The sequence below is a fragment of the Aeromonas sp. 95A genome (assembly GCF_051919235.1).
Taxonomy (GTDB): Bacteria; Pseudomonadota; Gammaproteobacteria; order Enterobacterales; family Aeromonadaceae; genus Aeromonas; species Aeromonas veronii.
This window is the reverse complement of sequence record NZ_JBQBFC010000001.1, coordinates 3,417,501-3,441,519: the sequence shown is the minus strand read 5'-3', so window position 1 is coordinate 3,441,519 and position 24,019 is coordinate 3,417,501. Positions and strand designations below refer to the sequence as shown.

General features: G+C 59.7%; 15 protein-coding genes, 1 tRNA gene, 2 rRNA genes and 2 pseudogenes. 8 read left to right on the top strand and 12 right to left on the bottom strand.

The genetic code is table 11. The annotated features are described in order from the left end of the window. Nucleotides 1–43: 43 nt before the first annotated feature. The gene (locus tag ACTG2U_RS15670) at nucleotides 44–289 is read right to left on the bottom strand and encodes a DUF3624 family protein (RefSeq protein ID WP_042053656.1); all 246 of its coding nucleotides are present in this window, start codon (nucleotides 287–289) and stop codon (nucleotides 44–46) included. A gap of 22 nt (nucleotides 290–311) precedes the next feature. Then, nucleotides 312–842: an N-acetyltransferase family protein gene (locus ACTG2U_RS15665; protein WP_439974724.1), complete on the bottom strand. Its 531-nt coding sequence runs from the start codon at nucleotides 840–842 to the stop codon at nucleotides 312–314. Nucleotides 843–1,028: 186 nt separating this feature from the next. Between ACTG2U_RS15665 and ACTG2U_RS15660 the strand changes: the two genes are divergently transcribed. Further along, nucleotides 1,029–2,468 carry a RimK family protein gene (locus tag ACTG2U_RS15660; protein WP_439974723.1) on the top strand — a complete coding sequence of 480 codons (1,440 nt, stop codon included), beginning with the start codon at nucleotides 1,029–1,031 and terminating at the stop codon, nucleotides 2,466–2,468. Nucleotides 2,469–2,552: 84 nt separating this feature from the next. Here the strand turns inward: ACTG2U_RS15660 and ACTG2U_RS15655 are convergent, their stop codons facing one another. Beyond that, nucleotides 2,553–4,181 (bottom strand): alpha-amylase family glycosyl hydrolase, encoded by a 1,629-nt coding sequence (locus tag ACTG2U_RS15655; protein ID WP_439974722.1) that lies wholly within the window; start codon nucleotides 4,179–4,181, stop codon nucleotides 2,553–2,555. A 109-nt stretch (nucleotides 4,182–4,290) separates the two neighbouring features. Beyond that, a complete protein-coding gene (locus ACTG2U_RS15650; RefSeq protein ID WP_439974721.1) occupies nucleotides 4,291–6,258 on the bottom strand; it encodes a TonB-dependent copper receptor in 1,968 nt (655 codons plus the stop codon). Here ACTG2U_RS15650 and ACTG2U_RS15645 point away from each other — a divergent pair. Next, nucleotides 6,247–6,507: a hypothetical protein gene (locus ACTG2U_RS15645; RefSeq protein ID WP_141108901.1), complete on the top strand. Its 261-nt coding sequence runs from the start codon at nucleotides 6,247–6,249 to the stop codon at nucleotides 6,505–6,507. The two genes, ACTG2U_RS15650 and ACTG2U_RS15645, sit on opposite strands and share 12 nt — an antisense overlap. Here the strand turns inward: ACTG2U_RS15645 and ACTG2U_RS15640 are convergent. Then, a complete protein-coding gene (locus tag ACTG2U_RS15640) occupies nucleotides 6,504–6,761 on the bottom strand; it encodes a DUF2442 domain-containing protein (RefSeq protein ID WP_439974720.1) in 258 nt (85 codons plus the stop codon). The genes ACTG2U_RS15645 and ACTG2U_RS15640 overlap by 4 nt on opposite strands. Nucleotides 6,762–7,019: 258 nt before the next feature. On the opposite strand from ACTG2U_RS15640, the pseudogene ACTG2U_RS15635 reads away from it, so the two are divergent. Next, nucleotides 7,020–8,991, top strand: a pseudogene (locus ACTG2U_RS15635) (LTA synthase family protein). 91 nt (nucleotides 8,992–9,082) lie between these two features. Here ACTG2U_RS15635 and ACTG2U_RS15630 read toward each other — a convergent pair. Then, nucleotides 9,083–9,553 carry an Lrp/AsnC family transcriptional regulator gene (locus tag ACTG2U_RS15630; protein ID WP_005336001.1) on the bottom strand — a complete coding sequence of 157 codons (471 nt, stop codon included), beginning with the start codon at nucleotides 9,551–9,553 and terminating at the stop codon, nucleotides 9,083–9,085. Between the two features lie 143 nt (nucleotides 9,554–9,696). Between ACTG2U_RS15630 and ACTG2U_RS15625 the strand changes: the two genes are divergently transcribed. Continuing rightward, entirely contained in the window at nucleotides 9,697–10,215 is a 519-nt protein-coding gene (locus ACTG2U_RS15625; RefSeq protein ID WP_043825993.1) for a cyclin-dependent kinase inhibitor 3 family protein, read from the top strand. Here the strand turns inward: ACTG2U_RS15625 and metA are convergent, their stop codons facing one another. Next, the gene (metA, locus tag ACTG2U_RS15620) at nucleotides 10,216–11,163 is read right to left on the bottom strand and encodes a homoserine O-acetyltransferase MetA (protein WP_204380282.1); all 948 of its coding nucleotides are present in this window, start codon (nucleotides 11,161–11,163) and stop codon (nucleotides 10,216–10,218) included. Nucleotides 11,164–11,307: 144 nt separating this feature from the next. Here metA and ACTG2U_RS15615 point away from each other — a divergent pair, with 144 nt between their 5' ends. The 4 genes and pseudogenes from ACTG2U_RS15615 to yidA all read left to right on the top strand — a co-directional run bounded on the left by ACTG2U_RS15615 (nucleotide 11,308) and on the right by yidA (nucleotide 16,589). Further along, nucleotides 11,308–12,546, top strand: coding sequence for an HD-GYP domain-containing protein (locus ACTG2U_RS15615; protein ID WP_439974719.1), 1,239 nt, complete (start codon nucleotides 11,308–11,310; stop codon nucleotides 12,544–12,546). A 53-nt stretch (nucleotides 12,547–12,599) separates the two neighbouring features. Beyond that, nucleotides 12,600–13,748, top strand: a complete 1,149-nt coding sequence (locus ACTG2U_RS15610) for a competence/damage-inducible protein A (RefSeq protein ID WP_439974718.1) — start codon at nucleotides 12,600–12,602, stop codon at nucleotides 13,746–13,748. A gap of 250 nt (nucleotides 13,749–13,998) precedes the next feature. Then, nucleotides 13,999–15,665: pseudogene (locus ACTG2U_RS15605) on the top strand (FapA family protein). 114 nt (nucleotides 15,666–15,779) lie between these two features. After that, nucleotides 15,780–16,589 carry a sugar-phosphatase gene (gene yidA / locus ACTG2U_RS15600; protein WP_043825990.1) on the top strand — a complete coding sequence of 270 codons (810 nt, stop codon included), beginning with the start codon at nucleotides 15,780–15,782 and terminating at the stop codon, nucleotides 16,587–16,589. A gap of 109 nt (nucleotides 16,590–16,698) precedes the next feature. Here yidA and ACTG2U_RS15595 read toward each other — a convergent pair whose 3' ends face one another. From ACTG2U_RS15595 to ACTG2U_RS15575, 5 genes are all read right to left on the bottom strand, one after another. Continuing rightward, nucleotides 16,699–19,782, bottom strand: a complete 3,084-nt coding sequence (locus ACTG2U_RS15595; RefSeq protein ID WP_439974717.1) for a transglycosylase domain-containing protein — start codon at nucleotides 19,780–19,782, stop codon at nucleotides 16,699–16,701. Between the two features lie 208 nt (nucleotides 19,783–19,990). Continuing rightward, nucleotides 19,991–20,308, bottom strand: coding sequence for a PTS system regulator TmaR (gene tmaR, locus ACTG2U_RS15590; RefSeq protein ID WP_005336024.1), 318 nt, complete (start codon nucleotides 20,306–20,308; stop codon nucleotides 19,991–19,993). Between the two features lie 400 nt (nucleotides 20,309–20,708). Further along, a tRNA-Asp gene (locus ACTG2U_RS15585) sits at nucleotides 20,709–20,785 on the bottom strand. Between the two features lie 95 nt (nucleotides 20,786–20,880). Further along, a 5S ribosomal RNA gene (gene rrf, locus ACTG2U_RS15580) occupies nucleotides 20,881–20,995 on the bottom strand. 81 nt (nucleotides 20,996–21,076) lie between these two features. Next, nucleotides 21,077–23,966: ribosomal RNA gene (locus ACTG2U_RS15575) — 23S ribosomal RNA — on the bottom strand. Nucleotides 23,967–24,019 lie beyond the last annotated feature (53 nt).

Genomic DNA, 24,019 nt, shown 5'->3' with positions numbered 1-24,019 from the left:
ACTCAACCGATATTGTTATTTATGTTGTTGAAACCAATCTGATTTATTCATCGCTCAATTCACGTCCGGTCGCCTTGCGCCAGACAAATACCACCAGATGGAGCAGCAACAAGCCCGAGCCACCCAGCGCAAACAACAGGCCGGTGAGGGCGTTGACCGAGGTGTCGGCACCGCACCACCACCAGACCAGCCAGCCACTCAGACCAATGATGAAGGTCTGGATGGCGCAGACCGGGCAGCGCCCCAGCTTTGCCCTGATGGCGGTGGCAAGACAGTTGTCGCAGCTCATCCTGCTCCTCGATTCTGCTCGTTCAACATGCTCCGTTGGCCTGCACAGACGGCTTACGCGCCTGAGAGCGAGCCACTCTGCGCCGCTCACGCTCCTCGTCGCTCACCAGCGGCAGCACCAGTCGGTGGGCGTGCTGGTCGCGGCCATAGTAGTCCGCCAGCCGCTGCTGGGGACGAAATCCCAATCCCTGATAGAGCGCCAGCGCCTCTTCGTTGGCGTCCCCCACTTCGAGGCGAATCGCCCCCCAGCCAGCAGCCTTGCCCTCGCGGATCACCTGCTCCAGCAGACGGCGGGCCCAGCCCAGACGACGCACCGTCCAGCGGATGGCCAGCGCCTGAATGACCAGCCGATCCCAGCCTCTGTGCTCCAGCAGGCAGAGATAGCCCATCAGCTGATGTTTCTCGTCCAGCAGCAACAGGGTGCGCCCCTTGGCGTGGGCCAGCAGATAGTGCCAGCGGCTGCGGCCAAAGGCGACTTCGGGAGGAAAACAGTAGCGTTCCAGATTAACGATGGCGCCCAGATCATCGGTTCGGGCCGCACGTACGGTCAACACGGGGAGTCCTTGTTCGGTTATTTATCCTCAGCACCAAAAATGCGACTTGTATCACAAGTTACCAAGGCGTCATATTAGGCACTGTAACCTCTTGTTTCCCCTCGCGCCATTGTCGTGCTTGTCGGTGCATCGAAGCCCACTGGGGATCCTGCCTGTTCAGGCAGTCTGATCTGTGGAGCCGAAAATATGAGTACCTATGTCATCGTCGAAGAGCTGGGCGACTGGCCTTGCCATGCCGATTATCTGCTGACCGCCCGCACCTATCTGCAACATGGCGTGCCGACCACCGGCGGCCGACCCCGCATCATCAACCTCTGCCGCAATCTGGAACACCTTAGCGCAGGCTACTACTGCTCGCTGCTGGCCCAGGCCCGCGGCCACCACTGCCTGCCGGGTCTGCAGGCCATCAGCCGACTGCAACCCCAGCAGCCACCGGCCAAGCTGTGGCGCAAGGCACAGGGGTGGCTGGCCCAGCAGAGCGAGGATCGGATTAGAGTGCGCGCCATCTTCGGCCAGTGCGAACAGAGCGAGCTGGCAGGGCTGGCGCGTTATTACTATGGCCTGAGCCAGCTGCCGCTGCAGGAGCTGACCCTCAAGCGCGGCCGCCACGGCTGGTCGGTGCGCCAGCAGCAGAGCTTGTCGCCGCTGGAGCTGAGCCCAAGTGAAAAAGAGTTGATGCTGCACCACGCCCAAGCGCTGGTGGGCACCGGTGATGAGGAGCAAGCGGCGCCGCTCTACCAGCTCGCCATTCTGGTCGACCCCGATGATGGCCGTGCCAGCAGTGACGGGCTGGCGCTGGAACGCTTTATCCGAGCTGCCGCCGCCCAAGGTATCCGTGCCGAGATCCTGCCACCGTCGGCCATCGAACGGCTGCCGGAGTTCGACACCCTCTGGCTGCGTGCCGAAACCGCAGTCGGCCACTACACCTTCGAATTTGCCCACCGTGCCGAGCAGCTCAAGATGCCGGTGATCGATAGCTCCCGCGCCATCCTCGCCTGCAGCAACAAACTCTATCTCTACGAGCTGATGGTGCGCAGCGGCGTGCCCATGCCGCCAACCATGGTGGTGACCCGTCGCGGCCGCCACCACGTTGACGAGCTGGTGCAGCGGCTCGGCCTGCCGCTGATGGTGAAGGTACCCGACGGGGCGCAGGGGCGCGATCTCGCCATGGCCAGCTATGAGCAGCAGCTGGCCCGCCTGCTGGACGAGGGGCTGGGCCGCTCCGCCCTGCTGCTGGTGCAGAGCCGGATCCCCGCCGAGTTTGACTGGCGCATCGGCTTTCTCGACGGCTCGCCGCTGTTCGCCTGCCGCCGCTACCGGCCCGAACCCGGCAACCGCATTCGCCGCCGCAAGCACCCCCTCGACATGAGCCGCATCGAGGCGCTGCCGCTCAACGAGGTGCCGGAGCGGGTACTGCAGACCGCCCGCCGTGCCGTGCATCAACTCGGTAATGGCCTCTACGGGCTCGATTTGCGCCAGCAAGGGCGTGACTGCGTGCTGCTGGAGATCGTCGACAACCCCTGGATCCGCGGCGATATCGAAGACAAGGAGGCGCAGGATCTCTACGAGCGACTGGCCCGTGCCTTCCGCCAGCGGCTGGAAAACCGGGGCCAGACCACCGTATAACCCCGCCATGACCTTGTCACCCACAATGACAGAGAGGGCCCCGCGACGGGGCCCTCTCTCATATCAAAGCGTGCTGTGGCTGACTTATTGCAGACGCAGGAAACGCCCGCTCAAGGGCGGTATCTCCACCGTTACGCTACTGCCGCCGATGGCCAGACTCTCGCCGCTTTGCAGATCCACCAGCGCGCTGCCGCTGCGCAGTTTGCCCGCTGGCAGGTTGTAGCTGAGCGCCGTGGTGGAGAGGTTGAGCAGGTAGACTATCTGCTCCCCCGCCGTCTGTTTGATGTCACCATAGAGACTGCCCTCGGCCACCAGTTTGACTCGCTCTCCCTGATAGAGAGCGGGGTGGGCGGCACGCATCGCCAGCAGCTGGGCCAGCCACTCTTTCAACTCGGCTTGTTCGCTACTTGGCACAAAGCCGGTGACAGCGGGCACCTTGCCGTCGCTACGGGCCACATGGTCGTCGCACAAGCCCTGCGCCGCACAGTCACCACCAACCTTGGCAGCAAAGCCCGGCACCTCGTCGCCAAACTCCTCGCCATAGTAGAAGGTAATCGGGCCGGAGCGAGCCGCCATAAAGCTGAAGGCCGCCTTGTGGCGCTGCCAGTACTCGGTCGACTTGAAGTTACCGCGCTCCAGCAGATCGCCAAAACGCACCAGATCGTGGTTGCCCAACATCAGGTTTGGCATGGCGTGATTCGGGTAGTTCTCCACCTTGTTCCAGCTGGCATCGAGCACGCTGGCCCCCTGCCCGCCCTTGCCGGACTCCTCCACCGCCAGCGCCTGCAGGATGCCGTAGCGTAGCGGGAAGTCAAAGGCCGAGGAGAGCGCCGGATTGTCGCTGCTGCCGTAAGCCTGAGCGCGAATGTCATCAGCCCCCTTCCACACCTCGCCCACCATGTAGCCAAGGGTGCCCCACTGCTGACCGGCGGCCTTGCGCGCCGCACTGGCCTGCTCCACCTCGCTGCGAATGGCGCGCCAATCATCCAGCCCAAGCTGATAGGCCTGATCGAGGCGCCAGCCGTCGATGCCGTACTGCTCGACCCAATAGCGGGCCACCTCCTTGAAGTAGGCGAGGCTCTCCGGCTTGCTGTAATCCACCAGCTGGCCGGGATAACCCGCACCGCCGCTGGTGAGGGCTGGCAGACGCCCCTCTGGCGAGGGCTTGCTCACCCCTACCTTGTTGACGTGGCCAAACACCCCGTCGAGGAAGACATAGAGGCCGCGCTGGTGCGCCCCGTCCACCAGCTGTTTGAGCTTGGCATTGCTGCCGAAGTTGGGGTCTACGTTGAAGAAGTCGCAGGCGAAGTAGCCGGTGGCATCGAGCTTGTTATCGCCGCCTTGCCCCGCGCAGGAGTCGAACACCGGGGTGAGCCAGATGGCGTTGACGTTGAGACTCTTGATGTGGTCGAGACTGTCGATGATCCCCTGCAGATCGCCGTTGTGCTGGGAGGGGCCATAGCCGACGCCGTAGTTGGCACTGCCGTCACCATCGGCAAACGACTCCACCATTACCTGATAGATCCGCAGGTTGCAGGCGGGTTGATCGTCGCCATAGCAGGCACGACTGGCCGTGGCGACCGGAGGGTGGGTGACCGGCGGAGTGACGACGGGGGAAGAACTCTCCCCACCTGAACTACCGCTGCCGCCGCAAGCCGCAAGTAACAGGGCGGCCCCGAGCAGGCCGCCATAGCGTAACGTTCCCTGTTTCATTGTTATGTTCCCGCTGTGAGAGCAGGCGTCTGATACGCCTGTTTTTCACCATGATAGCGATGCTCACACAGCGGTGTCTGTGACTGAAAACGTTATCTGACTCAACTGGTTAGAGCACCCCTGCCGAGGCAAAACGGTAGTTGAGCGAGAGCCAGTAGGAACGGCCCGGCTCGGGGATGCGGCCGCTCTGCTCATAGCCCAACCCCGCCTGACTGGCGTGCACTGACTTGGAGAGGTGCTCGTAGTAGAAGGTGTCGAACAGGTTGTCCACCCCGGCCGAAAGCTGCCACCCCTTGGCAAACTGCCAGGCGCCGCTCAGGTTCATGGTGAAGAAGCCCGGAGTCTCCCCCTGATCCTGACCCGCCACGGTGCCGGAACCGATGTCCACCCGCTCCTGCGCCGCCACCGCGCGCCCCAGCAAGGTAAAGCTCAGCGCTTCATCCGGCTGCCAGCCCAACGCCAGCTTGCCATCAAGGGGCGGCATCTGGGCCAGCGGCTTGTTGTCGCTCCGGTTTTTCCCATAGACCACCGCCAGACCGCCATCGAGGCGCCACTGCTCGGCAAACTGCCAGCGCCCCTCCAGCTCGCCACCCCGGGTCTGGGCATCGATGTTGCGCACCTTGTTCGACTTGCTGTTGTAGAGCAGGTAGTCCTTGATGTCGGCGCTAAAGAGGGAGAGGGTCAGATCCAGCTCGCGGCTGCGCAAAGCCAGCCCAGCATCCCACTGGCGGCTGCGCTCCGGGTTAAGGGTGAACGGGGTGCTGTCCTTGCTGCGCTCCCAGTAGTCCGGCGTCCGCTCTGCCTGCCCCCAGGCCAGATAGCTGGACCAGCGGGGCGACCACTGGTACTCATAGCGACCAAAACCGCTGTCGAGGTGTTCGGTCTCGCTGTAGAGAGTCTGATCCCCTGCACCATAGCGAGTAGTCTCGACCCTATCCTGACGATAACCGCCCTTGTAGCTGTGAGCCCCCTGCTGACGACCCAGTTCGGCGAAGCCGCCCTGCTGTTCAAAACGCAGGGTGCGCTGGCGATCCTTGGTGGCATAGTCGACCCCACTCCGACTGCGGTGTTGATCCCGGTTGCTGTCGAACCCGGCAGTCAGCAGCCAGTCGGCTGGTAGGGCGATATCGTTGGCCCAGCGCCCGCCGGTATTGCGGCGATCCGGGTTGGATAGCATCTTCATGCCGCTGTTTTGCCGCAGGCTGAAGTTGTCCATGATGTGGTCGATGTAGTTGTCCCACAGGATCAGCTCGCTGCGCTGCCAGTGAGTGGTGATCTGCTCCTGCTTGAGCTTCAGCCCGAAGGATTCGCGATCAAACATGGGGCCATCCATGGTGCGGTCCGCATAGGCGGCGCGGGCATTGCTGCGCTCGGCGGTCAGTTCCAGCCAGGTGTGCTCCCCCGGCGTCCAGCCCAGCTGGGCGGTGCCGTTCTCGCGGCGATAGAAAGAACGCACCTTGTTACCGTGACCATCGCGGTAATCGTCGCTGTCGGAGTGGGTGAACTGACCGCGCAGATAGCCGTCGGTCGAACCCGCCGTCATATCCACCATCTGATCATCACGGCCAAAGCTGCCATAGAGGGCCGAGGCATCGGCCTTGAGACCCGGTGCGGTGAACTCGGGTCTGTCCCGCTCGAACAGCACAGTTCCCGCCAGAGTAGCCCCCTGCTCGAGAGATTGCGGCCCCTTCAGCACCCGGATCCGGTCAAAGGATTGGGGGAACACATAGGCCGTGGGCGGGTCCATCCGGCCGCCACACCCACCGGCCAGCATGCCACCATCCATCTGCACGTTGAGGCGGGACATCCCCATCCCCCGCAGCACGGGATCGCCACCGAGCCCCCCTTTGCGCACCATGCTCATGCCGGTGACATTCTTCAGATAACCGGCGCCGTCGGCAGCGGGCATGGGGGAACCGGGCTTCTTGGGATCCAGTGTCACTTCAAGTGTGCTGGCGGGGCGGGTTGCCACCACCACCATGGGATCCAGCTGTTGCACCGACTCCTGACCGGCAGCGCCGTGACAGGCGAGCCCGCCCACCAGCAGGGCAAGGGGTGTGCGCATATGACAAGCCATACATTTTCCTTATGTATTTGTTTATTTTGTTATTTTCATTCAACCGACCAAACCTTTCAGCAAGGGAAAGGTTTGCCATCAGGCCGCAAAAAAGGCCTGCGGCGCGAAAGCGGCAAGCCTCTGTCAGGTGAAGCGAAGGCAAGTTGGCAAAATGTTGCGCAGGTTTTACCCAAGTTGGCTCAGAAAGGCAAACGGGCAAACATTCCAGTAACAGGAATCTGGCGTTGGCTCACAAAAAATGGGGATTAGCTGAAGGCTTCCCGCTCATCGATGGGAGAGATGAGGTGATAGACCTCATGGGCTGACAAGGTACATCCGGCGGGCCACTCCAGCTGGTGGTGGCGATTGATGAAGACCCGGGCGCAGCGCCGCTCCGAATCCAGCGCCGCAAACAGCGGCTGGGTGCGCCAGGGGGTCAGATCCAGCGCCCCCGTGGTACCGTCCGAGAGCACCACGAACAGGCTCCACCCTTGCAAATATTCCACATCGATAAAGACCGGCATCCCTTCGGCTCCGATTGAGAAAATTCGCGGCAATTATAAACACCAGCTCCCCATCCATACGCGCTGTGGCTCACATTTTACCCAGCAGGTTATGCTGTGCTCATTAAGCGCGCGACATCACATTTTTAGATGATAAATGTGTTAATTCCGGCTTTTAACAAAATTGAATGCAACCTTAACCAGTTCGATCTGTCATAACCTCACAACAAGTAAAAAACGTCTGTGGACAGACGTTTAGAGTCTCATTCAGGAACAAACATGACAGATCTAAAACAGCGACTCGGCCCGTTCTGGCCCTTCGCCATCTTCTGCGCGCTCGCGCTTTTCTCTCTCTCTTTCAGCCGAATCGCCCTCGGTCTCTGGCAACTGGAACGGGTGGATGCCGTGGCCGGTTGGCAGGAGATGCTGCTGCAAGGGATCCGGGTCGACTTTGCGACCCTCTGCTGGGTCTGGGGTGTCCCCGCCATGCTCACTCTGCTGCTGGCAGGCCCCCATGCCATCGGCCGGGGCTGGCTGCAACTGATGCGCGTCTGGCTGACCGTCGGACTCTGGCTGATGCTGTTCCTCGAGATCTCCACCCCCTCGTTTGTCACCGAGTATGGCGTGCGTCCCAACCGCCTCTATGTGGAGTACCTCATCTATCCAAAAGAGGTGTTCGCCATGCTGTGGGCGGGCCGCAAAGCCGAGCTGCTGCTGGCGGTACTCTTCAGTGGCGCCGTGCTGGCCGGTGGCTGGTGGCTGGTGGCTGAGCGGCCGTCTGGTGCGTGGCCTCAGCTTCCCCCGCTGGTATCTGCGTCCTGCCTTCGCCCTGCTCATTCTGGCCATAGGTTTTCTCGGTGCCCGCTCCAGTCTCGGCCACCGCGCCCTGAACCCGGCCATGGTCGCCTTTGCCGAAGATCCGCTGGTCAACTCGCTCACCGTCAACTCCGCCTACTCCCTCTTCTTTGCCATCAAACAGATGGGCGCCGAGGAGGATGCCGGCCAGTTTTACGGCGAGATGACGGAGCAGAAGGTGCTCGAGGTCATGCGCAAGGAGAGTGGCCGTCCGGCCAGTGATTTCAACTCAGATCTGCTGCCCAGCCAGACCTTCAACCAGGCGAGCTTCCAGGGTAAACCGAAGAATCTGGTGATCCTGCTGCAGGAGAGTCTGGGTGCCCAGTTTGTCGGCTCCCTCGGTGGCCTGCCGCTCACCCCCAACATCGATGCCCTGTCGCAGCAGGGCTGGGCCTTCGAGCAGCTCTACGCCACCGGCACCCGCTCGGTGCGTGGTATCGAGGCAGTACTGACCGGCTTCACGCCAACCCCGGCACAGTCGGTGGTCAAACTCGGCAAGAGCCAGACCAACTTCTTCACCATCGCGGATCTGCTCAAACAGCGGGGTTACGACACCAGCTTTATTTATGGCGGCGAGAGTCACTTCGACAACATGCGCAGCTTCTTCCTCGGCAACGGCTTCACCACCATCGTCGAACAGAAGGATTTCGACAATCCGGTGTTCAAGGGCTCCTGGGGCGCCTCTGACGAAGATCTGATGGCCAAGGCCGACGAGACCTTCAAGGCGCTGCACAAAGAGGGCAAACCCTTCTTCAGTCTGGTGTTCAGCTCCAGCAATCACGATCCGTTTGAATTCCCGGACAACCGCATCGAACTCTTCGAGCAGCCCAAGCAGACCCGCAACAACGCGGCCAAGTATGCGGATTACGCCATCGGCGAGTTCTTCAAAAAGGCGAAACAGTCCGAATACTGGAAGGACACCCTGTTCCTGGTCATCGCCGATCACGACAGCCGGGTCGGTGGCGCCAGTCTGGTGCCCATCCCCCGCTTCCATATTCCGGGGGTTATCGTGGGCGATGGCATAGTGCCGAGAAAGGATTCGCGTATCGTCAGCCAGATCGACATGGCGCCGACCCTGCTCTCCCTGATGGGGATCAGTGCCGACTACCCCATGCTCGGCAAGGATCTGACCCGCATGCCCGCCGACTGGCCGGGGCGCGCCATCATGCAGTACGACAAGAACTTCGCCCTGATGCGCGGCAAGGATGTGGTGATCCTGCAACCGGAACGGGCGGCAGAGGGCTATGTCTACGACAATGCCAGCGAGAAGCTGACACTGGCGGCGCAGCCGGACGCCTTGAAGGAGGATGCCCTTGGTCTTGCCCTGTGGGGCAGCATGGCCTATCAGAAGAGTCTCTATCAGACGGCCAAGGATGAACGCACCGCCGCCAATTGAGCCGCTCGTGCTACTTCAACCCATAGCAGAATAGAAAAAACCGCCAGCTGGCGGTTTTTTCCATCTATCCATACCGTCGGCCCACTGGCCATTATGGCTGGGGAAAGCAGGGAAGGGAGCGGCTGAACTTGTGCTCGAATACCAGCGAGGTTTCGAGGTGCACCACCTCCTCGCGGGAGGTGAAGTGATCAAAGACGAAGTTGCGCAGGTGCTCGGTATCGGAGACACACAGGTGCACCAGAAAATCATCCTTGCCCCCCATGTGGAACAGACTGATCACTTCGGGCAGCGCCAGAATGGCATCGCGGAAGGCATCGATGATCTGGCGGCTGTGGCGGGCCAGCTGCAGGGAGACCATTGCCTGAATGTGACCCCCGAGGGCCTGATAATCCACTTCACAGTGCGCTCCCTTGAGCACGCCATCCTGCTGCAACTTGCGCACCCGCTCCAGACAGGTGGAGGGGGCAACGCCCACCAGCGCGGCCAGATCCTTGTTGGTCATGCCCGCATCCCGAAACAGATGGGCCAGGATATCCAAATCCAGTTGATCCAGGTTTCTCATCTTAACTCCTTGAACCGCTCAATTTTTTAGACTCTGCCCGTAAACCGGGGCAAACACAACGGCCATTGACATCCCCCCTGCCCCGCCTATCCTTGGCGCCATTCACCGGCCGCAACCCTGCGGCCACCACGCGAGGATCCGCCATGCACCCGTATCACCCCTTCTGGAGCCTTGAGGTTCCCCGTGTCGACGGTCAGCTGCTGCTGACCCCCTGCCCCGGCACCCAGCAGGTGCCGCTGACCCTGGCGCTCGATCAACTGCGGTTGGCCGGTGCCCACGGAGTGGTGACCCTGATGACAAGCGCCGAGTTGATCCGACTCGAACTGGCGCAGCTCGGCCAGCAGGTCGAGCACGAAGGGATGCGCTGGTTCCATCTGCCCATCGAGGATGATCTGGCACCCGATGCCGACTTCGAGGCTGCTTGGCAACAGGCGCTGCCACAGCTGCGCGAGCTGCTGGGAGATGGCAAACATCTGGTCATCCACTGCAAAGGGGGCAGCGGTCGCACCGGTCTGGTCGCCGCCGCGCTGCTGATGACCCTCGGCCAACCACAGCAAGAGGCGATGGCTGCCATCAAGGCCCACAGACCCAAGGCGTTTACCCTGGCCTGCCACCGCCAATGGCTCGACCAGCTGGCCGAGCGGCTGGCGCAGGGCGACTGACTACTTGCCTCCCTGGTCGTAGGTAAAGACCTTGCCGATATCTTCCACCCGATAGCTGGTGAGCTGATAGACGTAGTAGTTGAGCCAGTTGGCAAACAACAGATGACCGTGGCTGCGCCAGCTGGCGCGCGGCGTCTTGCTCGGATCGTTATTCGGGTAGTAGTTGACCGGAATGGCCGGGTCGAGCCCCGCCGCCAGATCCCGCTGATACTCCCCGTCCAGCGTCAGGGCATCGTACTCCGGGTGCCCGGTGACAAACACCTGACGACAATCCTTGGTCGCCGCCAGATAGACCCCCGCCTCTTCTGACTCGGCAAAAATCTGCAAGTCGGTCTGGGCACGGATCAGATCGCCATCAAACGCCGCGTAACGGGAGTGGGGTGCGACAAACTCGTCATCGAAACCGCGCAGCAGCGGCTCGTGCTCATCGAGGCGATGGTGGCGATAAACCCCGGAGAGCTTCTCGCCGTGGGTCTGCTTCTCCATACCATACAAGGCTTTCAGCGCCGCCTGCACCGCCCAGCAGAGGAACAGGGTGGAGGTGACATGCTGATGGGACCACTCGATGATCTCGACGATGCGCGGCCAGTAGACCACCTCCTCGAACTCCACCAGCCCGAGCGGCGCCCCTGTGATGATCATGCCGTCGTAGTTGTTGCCACGCACCTGCTCGAAGTCGTGATAGAAGTTCTCCAGATGCGCCTGCGGCGTGTTCTTTGACTCCCTGTCATCGATGCGCAGCAGATCCACATCCACCTGCAGCGGCGAGTTGGAGAGCATCCGCATCAGCTGGATCTCGGTCTCAATCTTCTTTGGCATCAGGTTGAGGATCAACACCCGCAGCGGGCGGATGTTCTGGGTGACGGCCCGGGATTCCGTCATCACGAAGATGTTCTCCTGCCCCAGCACTTCGGCGGCGGGTAACTGATCCGGGATCTTGATCGGCATGCTTACTCCCTGTACTGCATCAGTAAATATGTCTGGACATCCAGAAGCCTATAATAAAGCTCCTGCCCTGTCATCAGATACCTTTTGTATTCACCCCCGCCTTTGACTAGCATACGGCTCAGTGTGTCTCCTGCTTCCAAGATAATGACCGGTATCAAGATTTCCGTAGATCGACTGCAAGTCGGCAACTATGTATCCCTGCCACTGGGGTGGCGCGAACACCCGTTCCTGCTTTCCAGCTTCAAGATCAAAAGTGAAGAAGAGATCGAGCTGATCCGCCGTCTCGGCCTGAAACTGGTCACCATCATTCCCGACAAGAGCGACGTTCCGCCCAAGCCTCTCAATCAGGTACAGCCTCAGCAACAAGAGAGCGCAGACGCCGCCCAGCGCCAGGCCCAGATGCAGCAGGAGAAAGATCGCCGCATCGAGCAGTTGCAACTCTATCGCCGCAATCTGCAGCAATGCGAGAAACAGTTCCAGCAGTCGCTGGCCCAGGTGCGCAGCGTGATGAGCAAGATCCAGTCCCGCCCCCTCAATGCCATCGGCGAGGCGCAGGAACTGGTCAACGCCATGACCGAGCAGCTGCTCTCGGTTGACGAGATGGTGCTCCATCTGGTCTCCGACAGCGAGGATGGCAACAACCTCTACTTCCACTCCCTCAATGTGAGCGTGCTCAGCATGCTGCTGGCCAAGGAGTGCTGCATGACGGCCGACGAGATCCGTCAAGTCGGCATGGGGGCGCTGTTCCACGATATCGGCAAGCTGAAGATCCCGAGCCAGATCCTGCGCAAGACCGAGCCGCTGACCAAGCCGGAGCAGAATCTGATGGCCCAGCACCCGCGCTACGGGCTGGATCTGCTCAATCTGGCCAAGGATTTCCCGGCCGAGGCGAAGGGGATCGTGCTCCATCACCACGAATATCTCGATGGCAGCGGGCCGGAAGGGCTCAAGGGTGGCCAGCTCGATCCGCTGACCCAGATGGTGTCGCTGATCAACGAGTACGATAACCTCTGCCACATGCAGGCCAAGGTGCCCTACTCGGCCCTGAGCGGCCTCTACAAGCAGCGCAAGGCGCAGTTCAATCCGGAGTACCTCAGCATGCTGATCCGGTTGATGGGGATCTATCCCCCCGGTAGCGTGGTGCAACTCTCCAATGGTCAGGTGGGGCTGGTGATGTCGGTCAACGCTTCCCGCCTGCTCTACCCCTCGGTGCTGGTCTACGATCCGCGCATCCCGCGTCAGGAAGCGGCCATCATCGATCTGCAGCAGGCCGAACTCTCCATCGCCAAGGTGATCCATCCCAAGCGGTTGCCGCCGGCGGTGTTCGAGTACCTCAACCCGCGTACCCGGATCAGCTACTACTTCGAGCACAACAAAGCCTGATTGTGTTGGCCCGAGGCCAACCGTTGCCACCCGTTTAATCCAAGGAGCCTGCCATGCGTATCGAGATCATCAGTACCGGAGACGAAATTGTGACGGGTCTGGTGGTGGATACCAACGCGGCCTGGCTCAGCGCTCTGCTGCTGGAACAGGGCTGGCAGGTGCGCCGTCGCCTGACGGTGGGGGACAACCTCGCCGACCTGAAAACGGTGCTGCAAGAGAGTGCCAGCCGCGCCGAGGTGGTGCTGGTGTGTGGCGGGCTCGGGCCCACCGCCGACGACCTCACCGCTCAGGCGGCAGCCGAGGCCTTTGACCAACCGCTCACCCTCTTCCCCGACTGGCTCGCTACCATCGAAGCGCGCTACGCCAGCCGTGGCCGCCCCATGGCCCAAAGCAATGCCAAACAGGCATGGCTGCCACAGGGGTGCGAAATCCTCGACAACCCGGTCGGCACCGCCTGCGGCTTTGTGGTGCGAAGTGGCCAGAGCCAGCTCTTCTTCACCCCGGGCGTGCCGTTCGAATTCAAGCAGATGGTGCGCGAGCAAATTCTGCCGCGCCTCAAACAGCTGGCCGGGGCACAGATCGATACCGAGCTGCGTCGCTTTTACACCTTCGGCGTCTCGGAGTCGGCCCTCAGCGATATGCTGGATGCCGAACCCTGGCCAGCTGGTATTGAGCTGGGTTACCGCTCCTCCATGCCCCTTATCGAGCTGAAACTGATCGGCCACGGCGCCAGTGCCGCTGACATGGAAAGTGCAGAGCGCCGACTGCTGGATACGATCCGCCCCTGGCTGGTTGGCAGCGGAGATACGGAACCGGCGCAGCAGATCCTTGCGCTGCTGCAAGACAAACCGCTGACTCTGCTGGAGGGGGAGAGTGGCGGTGCGCTGCTGGCGCTTTGTCACGGCCATCCCCGGCTGGAGGCCAACTTCAGCACGCAACTGGCCGATGAGCTGGCGCAACTGCCGACAACCGATGCGGGCCTGCAACTGACCATAGGGCGAAAAGGGCCAGAGGGGGTGCCACTGCTGCTCAGCGCCGATGGCAAGCACATCGGTCAGACGGTCAAGGTCAGCCACCCCGACCCGGAGAGTCGCCGCAAGATCCTCGCCTTTGCCGCCCTCGACATGCTGCGCCGCCATATGCTGGGTGAGCCGGTACTCGGCGATTACCTCACCCTGGCCAGAACAGCCCAGCGCAGCTGATAACCACCGCCCCTGCCAGCGACCCTATGTCGCTGGCGCTACGATCCGTCTTTTCACTACGTTTCCAAACAGCACCCACATTTATCTGGCCGCCATCACCGATTTGACTTCAATTCATTGACCATTCAGAGGAAATATCTGAATACTGCCCACTCTCAGGGTTGGCGACTCGCTTTATTAATCATTGAGAGATTAAATGACAGTAGAGGAACGAGCAGATCGTTCCGTTCTCATCCAGCAAGGAGATGCGGTGTTAAGCAAAGAGTGGTTGCTGCTATCAAGCGATATGGAACTGGTCTGCCTGCGGATTGCCGCCGGTCTCACCAAACCTGTCACGGAACAGGATGTGCAGGCTCTGCTGCTCGCTTCCAACTGTCGCCGCTATCAGCCGCTGCCCGAGGGGATCAAACAGGCCATCAGCCTGCTCAATACCCTGCTCACCAACCCTGCCGCCCCCGTCCCCGCCAACCCCATCCCTGTCGGCAAGCGTCAGGATGCCCGACTCGCCGTAATCGTGGAGAAGGATCGCATGAGCGCCATCGCCCAGATCACTGCCGACTGGGGTGGCAAGTATGTGACGCTGGAACAGCTGAAAGAGGCGATCGCCATCAGCGAAATCAAACAGGGGGTGAGTGAGCAACTGCTCACCGCTGCCATCCAGTCAGCCAAGGAGGCCGCCCCCGGCAGTCAGCTCAAGCTGGTGATTGCCAACGGCCAGCCTGCCGTCAATGGTCAGGACACTCGCTATGAGCGGCTGGTGGAGACCCCGGCCGAACGGATCCTCAAACCGCAGGAGTTAGGGCATGGCAAGGTCGACCTGCGGGATCTCGGCTCCATCGTCACCGTCAAGGCAGGCGCTCCGCTGATGCGCCGTCATCCGGCCACCGTCGGGGTACCCGGTTTTACCGTGACCGGTCAGGACCTGCCCGCCAAGGATGGCAAAGACAGTCCGATGAGCGCTGGCGAGGGCACCTTCATCTCCCCCGACGATCCCGACCTGCTGATTGCCGGTCGGGCTGGCCTGCCCTGTCAGGAGAAAGCGGGCATGAAGGTGGACGAGGTGCTCAGCGTCAAACAGGTGGATGCCCGCCACGGCCATATTGATTTTGAAGGGGGCTTAATCGTCAGCGGCGACGTCAACCCGGGCATGAAGATCCGGGTCAGCGGTGACATCGTGATTGGCGGCTTTATCGAAGGAGGCTGGATCGAGGCGGGGGGCAGCATCACGGTACGCCACGGCATCATTGGCCGCCGCAACGAGCAGGGGGAGTACCTTTGCCAACTCAATGCACAAGGGGAAATCCACGCCAGCTACGCCCAGTATGCCCAGCTGGAAGCGGGGGGGATATCCAGATCCAGAGCCAGCTCAGCCACTGTTACTCCCGCAGCGGACAAGATATCAAGGTAGGTGACAGTAACATGCGCAAAGGCACTCTGCTGGGGGGGACCAGCATTGCCAATCGCCTGATCATGGCTCCCAGCCTGGGGGCCGAGGCCGCCAACCATACCCGGCTGCAGATCCTCGGCGGCTACTTCACCCACAAGGAGCAGGAACACCAGCTCAAGCTGCGCCAGCAGGCGTGTCAGGCCCAGCTGGAGAAAATCAAGGAGCTGGTCATGAAGTTGCTGCAACTGCCCGGCGACAAGCGCAATCCGGATACCCTGCGCAAGCTCAAACCGATCCGGGACCATCAGCTGGCCGAACTGGCCCAGCTCGATGAGCAGCTCACCGCCAACCAGGAGGAGCTGCGAAACTTGATGGCTCAGATGGAGGTCATTGCCACCCAGCACCTCTACTCCGGCATCGAGGTCGAGATGGCCAGCTTCAAACGCAAGGTTACCATCACCCGAGGCCCTACCCGCCTGACCATCCATGATGAAACCCTGGAGATGACCCCTTACGAGGGACACAAATAGCTCAACCGGCACGGCCCCATCGCTGAACCGGTCGTGATCCCGCCGCCGATTTTCGCTACACTCGCCACTTCCTTGGCCCCACCGGGCGGGCCACCCAGACTCAGGTAGTGAGAGATGTACAAGCTGATCGCATTGGATATGGATGGCACCCTGCTCAACCCGCAGGGCCAGATTACTCCCCGCACCCACGCCGCCATCAGTGCCGCGCGCGCCAAAGGGGTAACCGTTGTGCTGGCCTCCGGCCGCCCGCTGGAAGGGATGAGCCGCTATCTGGAAGAGCTCGGCCTCACCACAGAGCATGACTACGTCATCTGCTACAACGGTGCCCTGGTGCAGCAGGTGGCCGATCAGCGCATCATCCGCAGCCAGCTGCTGACCGGCAGTGACGCCAGCGCCGTCGCCAAACTGGCTGACGAGCTGGAAGTGAACGTTCACGGTTTCTCGGTCACCCAGGGTCTCATCAGTCCCCGTGTCAGCACCTATACCGAACACGAATCCCGCCTGATCGGCATGCCGATCAATCTGATCGACTTCGCTACCCTGCCTGCCGACGAGCAGATCATGAAGGTAATGATGATCGACGAGCCGCCCCAGCTCTCCCGCGCCATCGAGCGACTGCCTGCAGAGCTCTATGAGCGCTATACCGTGGTACAGAGCGCCCCCTTCTTCCTCGAGTTCATGAACAAGCAGAGCAACAAGGGAACCGGCGTGGCAGCGCTGGCCGAGCACCTGGGCCTGACCGCCGCTCAGGTGATCTGCGTCGGGGATGCGGGCAACGATCGCCACATGATCGAATACGCAGGCCTCGGGGTGGCGATGGGCAATGCCACCGACGAGATCAAGGCGCTCGCCCAGCACACCACTGCCCGCAACGATGAAGATGGCGTAGCTCAGGTGATCGAGCAGTTCGTACTGAACGCCTGATCGTAATCGAGCGCTGCTGCGTCCGATGAGGATATAAAAACGGGGAGGCTGTCAGCCTCCCCGTTTTTTCTGGTTAGTTATCTGCGTGATGAGCGTTAATTCGCTCGCATCACTGGTTCGCCAGACACTGGGTATGGGAGCCTGGTTGCAGGTAAGGCGTCAGCAGGGGAGCCATCCCCTTGAGCACCTGCACCGGCAGCGCCGAGGTGAAACGGAACTTGTCAGACTGGCTACCCGGTACATAGGCGGTCAGGGTACCGAAGTGATCCTCACCCAGATAGAAAACGAAGGTCGCGGTGCGGTTGCGCGCCAGTGAGCTGGTCACGTTGCCATAACGACCCACGGTTTCAATCCGGTTATCCCCGGTTCCGGTCTTGCCCCCCATCTGCAGCACAGTGCCATCCGGCAGGGTAAAGGCACCGGCGATACGTCTTGCCGTGCCCCCTTCAACCACTTTGGAGAGCGCACTGCGCAGGGCTGCCGCCACCTCTGCCGGCATCACCCGGGTGCCCTCGGTGTGCTGCGGCTCAAACTCGGTCTCGAAGGGCGTCCCCTTGGCGAACGAGAGGTGCTCGATACGCAGGGTTGGCGAGCGGATACCGCCATTCTGGATAATCCCCATCAGCTCAGCCAGCGCTGCCGGGCGATCGCCGGAGCTGCCCAAGGCGGTCGCCAGCGAAGGCACCAGATGGTCGAACGGGTAACCGAGCTTGGCCCAGCGCTGATGGATATCGAGGAAGGCTTCAACCTCCAGCATGGTGCGGATCCGGCTGTCACGGGCACTGCGATGACGGGTCTTGAACAGCCAGCTGTAGACCTCCTGCCGCTCGTCACGACTGGCCGCCACCGCGTCGGCAAAGGTCGCCTTGTCGAACTCCTTGAGATAGGCCAGCAACCACAGCTCCAGCGGGTGAACCCGGGCGATGTAGCCCTGATCCGGCAGTGAATACTTGCCCGGGCCATAGCTCACATAGAGCTGATTGACCCGTTTCGCACTCAGCTTCTCGCGCGGCAACCGCTCCGCCAGGAAGGCAGCAAATGCGGCTTCGCTGGCTTCCGGCATCAGGTAGCGGTGAACCGCCGCCAGACGTACCGCACTCGGCTTGAGACCGTCGAGGAAGGTATCGAGCTGCTCCTCGGGAGTCTTGCCGCGATATTTTCGCCAGAAGCGCAGCAGATAGGTCTGGCCCTCTTTGTCGGCAAATTTGGCCAGATACTCCTGACGACCGGGATCCTTGTCATCCTTCAGCAACTGGGCACGGTTGCCCTCCTTGTAGAGGCTGTAGCGCACGATATCGCGCATCAGCCGCACAAAGGGCAAGTTAATCGACTCACGCAGAGAGTCACGCAACGTCGGAATACGATTGTTATCCTCGCGGCGGAAGTTGTTGAAGGTGTGCATGCCGCCACCGGTAAAGAACCCTTCGTTGGGGCTGGCGGAGTATTTGCGATCCAGCGCGGCTTCCAGCATCACAGGCAGGCTCTTGTCCTGAGCCGTCATCAGATAGGAGATGGCCCAGCGGCTGAGGTTGTCCTGAGAGACGGCAGCCAGCTTGCGCAGATTCTCGACCGGCATCCCGGCATAGTTGTCGTGCAGCTCGGCTACGATCTCCAGATAGGTAGTCAGCACCCGCAACTTGGCGGTTGAGCCCAACTCCAGCTTGGAACCTTCGTTGATATCGAACGGCTGATCGGTGTTGTCGGTCTGAACCCGCACCTTGAACCCTTCCGGCGACTTCTCGAACAGGGTGAAGCTGTAGCGCACATCGCCGGTCTTCTCCGGCGAGAGCAGGCGCTCACCAAACAGCCCTACCTGGGCGGCAAACGTCGGATCGGCCAGCTGTTGCAGATAACGGGAGATTTCGTTCTGCAGCGGCATGTTGAGGCTGGTATCGGCGGTCAGATCCATCCGGTCGAGGTCATAGAGCTGCACCCCGAGCTGACGGCTCAGGCGAGTACGGGCAACCTGCAACCCCTTGTTATTGTTCACCCGGGTGATAGCAGGGGACTGCAGGAAGTCACGGAACGTAATCTTGGCCTTGAGCGCCGCCTCCATCAGTGGCGGCGTTATCATCCCCTCCTGCACAAACAGGCGCAGGTAGCTGTCGGTCAGGGTAGCCAATGCCTCTCGCCCCTGAGCCAGATAGTAAGAGGGACGGCGGTGCGCAATCATCAAAGAGACAACCTGACGCAGGGCAAGCCCCTGCTCGGCCAGTGGTGCGTTCTGGTTGCGGGCGGGGTCCAGCAGACGGTTCACGTCATCGACATTGGCACCAAACCAGACCCAGAGACCATCCCCCAAACCATGCACCTCACCATATCCCGGCGCAGCCGAGAGCGGTACCGAGTTGAGGTAGGCCCAGGCGACCAGTTTGCGCGCTTCCAGCGTCTCTGGCCCGAGACGATAGGCCCGCACGCTGGCAGAGGCCATCTGACGGATCTTCTCGGTCGGCGACAGGGTCAGGCCATCCGGCGAGTGGCGATACTTCTCCACCTGGGTCGCCAAGGTACTGCCACCGGCAGATTGATCCTGCATATCGAGCGCCTTGCCCACCTGAGATAGTGCCGCCTTGGCAAAACGGGGCCAGTCGACCGCCGGGTTGGCCAACGGCTCTTCATTGCTCAGCAAGTCGCGGTTCTCGATAAACAGCAGCGACTGGATGACGAGCGGCGGAATGGAGTCAAAATCCGGATAGTGATGGGTCGGATACTTGAATTGATAGAAAGGTTCTGCGCGGCAATCGTGCAACGTCAGGCCAGCCTGCACCTTCTCGGTATAGGGCACGAAGAAGCCACGACTGGCGTAGTCATAGAGCGCGTCGGAGAAATGCACCTGCTTGCTGACTTCATAGCCCCGCTGCAGCAAACGCTCCTGCATCATCGGCAGCTGCACATAGCCGAGCCGCTTGTCGAACGGGCCATCCTCAGGGAAGGCGATCTGCTTGCTCTGACCAGGCTCGACCTGATAGGTGAGCTTGGCGGCATAGCGGGAGATCTCCTGAGATTGCAGCTTCGAGGTTTTCATCTCATAGCCAACCAGAGCGATCACCGCCCCCAGGCACAATAAAAAGAGAAAACAGAACAGCCAACGCCACCAGGGACGGCGCTTGCGCTTTGGGTTCCCGTCCGAGGTCTGGACAGATGAATCTTGAGATGCCACTTGTGTCAAATCCGTCTGTTCTGATGCGCCCATATCAGCCCCACCATGGTTGCGCAATTTATTGTGTTTCACTCAAGCTTAGTCTTTTCAAGTCAATGGCTTGAAACAATTGACCGCTTTGTGGTGATGGTAACAGGGCAATTCTAAAAAGGGGAGCCGATTGTTGCAGGAGTGGCAGAGATCCGAGCTGATAACAAAACACCGGCCAGTGGCCGGTGTCTCTTAAGCGAAAGCGCAACGCTTATTTGTGAGAGCTCATGCCCTTCAGCTTGGTGCTCAGCTCTTTACGCTCTTTGGAGAGCTCGGCGTTCTTGATGATGTGGTCATCCACGCGCTCTTCATAGTCGGCACGCATGTTGGCGATGATCGCCTGCACATCATCAATGCTCATACCCGGCTTGATATAGTCGCTCAGGTTGTCGAGCAGCAGCACGCGCTTCTGGTTGTCACGGATCTTCTTCTCGTTATCCGCAATTTCACGCTTGAGTTTGTTCTGGCGACGGGACATACGCACATATTCCAGTACATCGCTGAAGGTGGACTTGTTTACTTGTTCCATATCGATACCACTGACTTAAGGTTGATAAAAACTGGCCAAGTTACACCTGGAACCCGGCAAACCCAGCGCGGGACAGGCAAACTCAAGATGCCCTTACTCTACCGAGTTATAAGCGAGATACAACCCTAATCGCGCGCCATGAACAGAGTTTGGCCAAAAGTAAACCAGTTAAAATGGCCAGTAATCCATCAGGTAAGGGCTTGATATAGATAGAAAATGGAGGAGATAACAGGGTTTTAGTTCTCTTCCTGCAGATAAATGCTAACACTGGCTGTTTAACACGCTAAAAACAGCAGAGCCCAGTCTCACGACTGGGCTCTGCTGTGCAAATCTGTGGTTCTTATGGACAAAACCGCCCATAGCAAAAAGGCCTTCCCAATCGGGAAGGCCTTCAAATTAGTGGCGGAGCGGACGGGACTCGAACCCGCGACCCCCGGCGTGACAGGCCGGTATTCTAACCGACTGAACTACCGCTCCGCATTCGGTTAGCTTGCGCTAAATTGTTTGCCGCTTTTTCTGAGGTGTCATCCTCGCAGCCGGCTATGTATTTTCACATCACCGTTTAATTGGGTGCCTGGCAGTGTCCTACTCTCGCATGGCGAATGCCACACTACCATCGGCGCTACCGCGTTTCACTTCTGAGTTCGGCATGGGATCAGGTGGTTCCACGGCGCTATGGCCGCCAGGCAAATTCTTCAATCTGTGAAAGCTGATGTAAGTAATTCGTTCGTATTTGCTACAAGCCTTAGAACACTTCTTGGGTGTTGTATGGTTAAGCCTCACGGGTAATTAGTACGGGTTAGCTCAATGCATCGCTGCACTTACACACCCCGCCTATCAACGTTGTGGTCTCCAACGGCCCTTTAGGACCCTCAAGGGGTCAGGGATGACTCATCTCAGGGCTCGCTTCCCGCTTAGATGCTTTCAGCGGTTATCGATTCCGAACTTAGCTACCGGGCAGTGCCACTGGCGTGACAACCCGAACACCAGAGGTTCGTTCACTCCGGTCCTCTCGTACTAGGAGCAACTCCCTTCAATCATCCAACGCCCACGGCAGATAGGGACCGAACTGTCTCACGACGTTCTGAACCCAGCTCGCGTACCACTTTAAATGGCGAACAGCCATACCCTTGGGACCGACTTCAGCCCCAGGATGTGATGAGCCGACATCGAGGTGCCAAACACCGCCGTCGATATGAACTCTTGGGCGGTATCAGCCTGTTATCCCCGGAGTACCTTTTATCCGTTGAGCGATGGCCCTTCCATTCAGAACCACCGGATCACTATGACCTACTTTCGTACCTGCTCGACCTGTCCGTCTCGCAGTTAAGCTGGCTTATGCCATTGCACTAACCTCCTGATGTCCGACCAGGATTAGCCAACCTTCGTGCTCCTCCGTTACTCTTTGGGAGGAGACCGCCCCAGTCAAACTACCCACCAGGCACTGTCCGCGAGCCCGATTCAGGGCCCTGCGTTAGAACATCAAACATACAAGGGTGGTATTTCAAGGACGGCTCCAGCGCAACTGGCGTCACGCCTTCAAAGCCTCCCACCTATCCTACACATGTAGGTTCAATGTTCAGTGCCAAGCTGTAGTAAAGGTTCACGGGGTCTTTCCGTCTAGCCGCGGGTACACCGCATCTTCACGGCGAATTCGATTTCACTGAGTCTCGGGTGGAGACAGCATGGCCATGGTTACACCATTCGTGCAGGTCGGAACTTACCCGACAAGGAATTTCGCTACCTTAGGACCGTTATAGTTACGGCCGCCGTTTACCGGGGCTTCGATCAAGAGCTTCGCTTGCGCTAACCCCATCAATTAACCTTCCGGCACCGGGCAGGTGTCACACCCTATACGTCCACTTTCGTGTTTGCAGAGTGCTGTGTTTTTGATAAACAGTCCCAGCCATCTGGTCACTGCGACTCCCAACTGCTCCATCCGCAAGGGACTTCACTGTCAGGAGCGAACCTTCTCCCGAAGTTACGGTTCTATTTTGCCTAGTTCCTTCACCCGAGTTCTCTCAAGCGCCTTGGTATTCTCTACCCGACCACCTGTGTCGGTTTGGGGTACGATGACTTGTAATCTGAAGCTTAGAGGCTTTTCCTGGAAGCAGGGCATCAATGGCTTCCACACCGTAGTGTGTTCGTCTCGTGTCTCAGTGTTGTGTCTCCGGATTTGCCTAGAAACACCACCTACGCACTTTCACCAGGACAACCGTCGCCTGGCCCACCTAGCCTTCTCCGTCCCCCCATCGCAATTACAAGTCGTGCAGGAATATTAACCTGCTTCCCATCGACTACGCCTTTCGGCCTCGCCTTAGGGGTCGACTCACCCTGCCCCGATTAACGTTGGACAGGAACCCTTGGTCTTCCGGCGAGGAGGCTTTTCACCCCCTTTATCGTTACTTACGTCAGCATTCGCACTTCTGATATCTCCAGCATACCTCTCGATACACCTTCGCAGACTTACAGAACGCTCCCCTACCACTCACACATAAGTGTGAATCCGCGGCTTCGGTGCCTGGTTTGAGCCCCGTTACATCTTCCGCGCAGGCCGACTCGACTAGTGAGCTATTACGCTTTCTTTAAATGATGGCTGCTTCTAAGCCAACATCCTAGCTGTCTGAGCCTTCCCACATCGTTTCCCACTTAACCAGAACTTTGGGACCTTAGCCGGCGGTCTGGGTTGTTTCCCTCTTCACGACGGACGTTAGCACCCGCCGTGTGTCTCCCGGATATTACTTACTGGTATTCGGAGTTTGCATGGGGTTGGTAAGTCGGGATGACCCCCTAGCCCAAACAGTGCTCTACCCCCAGTAGTATTCGTCCGAGGCGCTACCTAAATAGCTTTCGGGGAGAACCAGCTATCTCCGAGTTTGATTGGCCTTTCACCCCCAGCCACAGGTCATCCCCTAACTTTGCAACGTTAGTGGGTTCGGTCCTCCAGTTGATGTTACTCAACCTTCAACCTGCCCATGGCTAGATCACCCGGTTTCGGGTCTACACCTTGCAACTAGACGCCCAGTTAAGACTCGGTTTCCCTACGGCTCCCCTATACGGTTAACCTCGCTACAAAATGTAAGTCGCTGACCCATTATACAAAAGGTACGCAGTCACCCCGAAGGGCTCCCACTGCTTGTACGTACACGGTTTCAGGTTCTATTTCACTCCCCTCACAGGGGTTCTTTTCGCCTTTCCCTCACGGTACTGGTTCACTATCGGTCAGTCAGGAGTATTTAGCCTTGGAGGATGGTCCCCCCATATTCAGACAGGATGTCACGTGTCCCGCCCTACTCGATTTCACATCAAGGTTGTTTTCGTGTACGGGGCTATCACCCTGTATCGCCGGCCTTTCCAGGACCGTTCCACTAACTTCCAAGATGCTTAAGGGCTAATCCCCGTTCGCTCGCCGCTACTGAGGGAATCTCGGTTGATTTCTTTTCCTCGGGGTACTTAGATGTTTCAGTTCTCCCGGTTCGCCTCTGTTACCTATGTATTCAGTAACAGATACCCGAGTTATCTCGGGTGGGTTTCCCCATTCGGAAATCTGTGAGTAATAGCGTCTCTTACCGACTTCTCACAGCTTATCGCAGGTTAGTACGTCCTTCATCGCCTCTGACTGCCAAGGCATCCACCATGTACGCTTAGTCACTTAACCATACAACCCCAAGAAGTGTCGGTGAAACCGACGCGACTTGTTGCTGTACAACA